The organism is Okeania sp. SIO3I5 (assembly GCF_010672085.1).
GTDB lineage: Bacteria > Cyanobacteriota > Cyanobacteriia > Cyanobacteriales > Microcoleaceae > Trichodesmium.
On sequence record NZ_JAAHHT010000474.1, the window covers coordinates 1 to 2,603 of the forward strand.

Genomic DNA, 2,603 nt, shown 5'->3' on the forward strand with positions numbered 1-2,603 from the left:
CCAAAGCGCTGCATCCCACTTCTTCTATTGGCTATACCCCTTCCAAATCAACAACTCTTGTCGACGCAAAAGTTGTTGATTTTTAAGGATATCTTATTATCTATAGATCCCATTTCGGTTCTATGATTGGGAAGTGTCGGAGGTGTGGGAGGTGTCGTCTGTACAGGACTCAAAAAATGTAGGGTTGTAAATATTCTAGCTCAGACAATGAATGAGCAATGCCTACTCCCCTACTCCCCTACTCCCTACTCCCTCTTTTCTAGAGATACACGCTTGGCTTCGATATAATAGAGGCGATTATATTTTACTTTTTTCCCAAAGCCCAGTTAATGGCAACCGCCTAACTATTAACTAAAAAGAATTTTATATTTGGCCAAATCAATTTAGGTTTCATAGCTTGATTAATCAACACCTTTTTTTTAGATAAATGATACTATCGGAGATGATACAAATATAATGATTTGATATTATTGATGTATGTCGTTTAAAGTAAATAAAAGAGGTTTCAATGGATGAAGTAGTCAAAAAAGTCTCATCCTTAGGTCTACCTGGTGTCATACTCACTATCGTGATGGCTACATCAACAGGAGGAATAGGGGGGACCTATTCCTTAATAGCAGCGATCGCCATACTAGGAGGACCCTTCGGAATGGTTGGAGGTTTAACGGTTCTTGGCCTTATGACTATTGTGGGAGAAACTATAGCTGAATATGGAATAGAAGCGATTTTAGTCAAGATTTATTCCGAACGTAGCAAAGCTGAATCAGTAAAAGCATTGCTAAAAGAAGTCAGAGATTTACCCATTAGTGACGATCTAAAACTTAAACTCAATTACGTTCTTGAGTCAGCATAGTTTACCTATTCAATATTTAGAGAAAACAATTCCAAGAAGGCTAATAGGGACAATTATACTGGGAACAAAATCTCTGATTAGAGAGTGTTTGTAAATTAAAGATTAATAGGGCTATTATATATAGTGCTTGATATTTGGTGGGTGGGGTGCGAAAAGTTAAATTTTGGCGACAATAACTAGTTATTGTCGCCTCACCCTCCCCACCCTACTTGACTGTTTCATCTTAAATGTTGCATTAGAAAATGGGGTGATGGGGGGATGGGGTGATTACTAGAAAAGCTAATGCACTATTTTAAAACAGGGGGAGCACATCACCTCTGTCATGCGCAGCGGTCAGGGTTTCCCAGACTGAAGAATCCCTATTTTTCCCGTAAGGGCAACGTCGGGAGTATGTCAAGTGAAACAATCCACTACTGCGGTGTCAAGCTTGAAAATGTGGGTTAAAAAACTTAACCCCCCAACCCCACAACTATCCCCCCTGCCCCCGCGTGAAAGCTATGCTTTATAAACATCTTTACTTAACATAAAACTTGACAACATAGACAAGTTATCTTTAAGTCTTGAATCGGCTTTTTCAGGAGAAAAGTGTATTGAAAAACACACTTTTTTATGAATGTAGACAGAATTCTTCCTCCCCCTCCTCCCCATCCTCCCCATCCTCCCCACCCTCCCACAAGGGTTTCAAGAGTTCCTGATAAGGGATAGGCGTGAAAGGGGGGGAGGGAAGGGGGAGTATTTCCCCCCTCTCACTCATCAGGAGAGGGGGAGGGGCAGGGGGGAGAGGTCTCCTAGGTGGCTCACTCCTAATCCACAATTTTAGTCTTGACACGCCACTAGGCCTAGATTTAATATTCCTTTGACAAACAGTCTCTTAGTTCACGAAGGGAATAATTTCGGGAATGACTAACTTGCAGTCAGTGCTAAAATTCTCCCCGAGCAACCCAAACTAAATCTAGATAAATTTCCCCAATCTTTTGAGGCTAAGAGGCTAAAGTGACTGGAAAATAGAGATAATATTATTCTCCTGCTAGTCTGTCTGTTCTACAGTTAACAGGAGGGTATATACTCTAGCTAGGCTCGAACTAACAACAAATAGCAATTTTGGACAATTAATACTAAAAGGTGGGTAACTTTAACAGATGGAAATCTTTTTCTTGAAGCTTGGACTTATTTATTAGCAACCGATGATGGAGTTTAGACGCTTGTTAACAATTTACGTGTGTAAGGGATATAATACGGTAGTTCTCTTCACACATTTGTAAGTAATGAGTCGCACTTATGTATCTTCTGCACTAATGGCTGCTTAAACATTTCTAGCAGTCTTATTAGACCTCTCCAAAAATCCCGCTCAATACTGGGAGAGGCGCTGTGAGGGTTGGAGAACAACCATGAATAATAATGTCTATTGACAAAGACTTAAATGTAAGTATAAACTTAGCAGATGCGGTCGGGCAAGACCCGTAAATGCCTGTGGATGAGTAACCGCCGATGGCCTCAGTAGAAGCAGGAAGTAAACAGTCTCCTAGGTCGGAGCTTCGCTATCAATTTGTCACGCTAGGTGACGCTTTGTATCAGTTTTATGAAGCAGCTAGAATAACCCTCTATATCCACAGAAAAAAAGTTAGTATTGTAAAGTTTTATTGATTTTATAGAAAAACATAGGAAAACAACTAAAAATATCTTAGACTGAGAAAGGATTGCAGAACAGCTCGTTAAATGTTTAAAGGATGGATAATGCAGTTAGTAGAAC

General features: G+C 40.1%; 1 protein-coding gene. It reads left to right on the plus strand.

What is annotated here, in order from left to right; genetic code table 11:
- Window positions 1–508 precede the first annotated feature (508 nt).
- Window positions 509–853 carry a hypothetical protein gene (locus F6K40_RS39765; protein ID WP_293145705.1) on the plus strand — a complete coding sequence of 115 codons (345 nt, stop codon included), beginning with the start codon at window positions 509–511 and terminating at the stop codon, window positions 851–853.
- The last annotated feature ends 1,750 nt before the right edge of the window (window positions 854–2,603 follow it).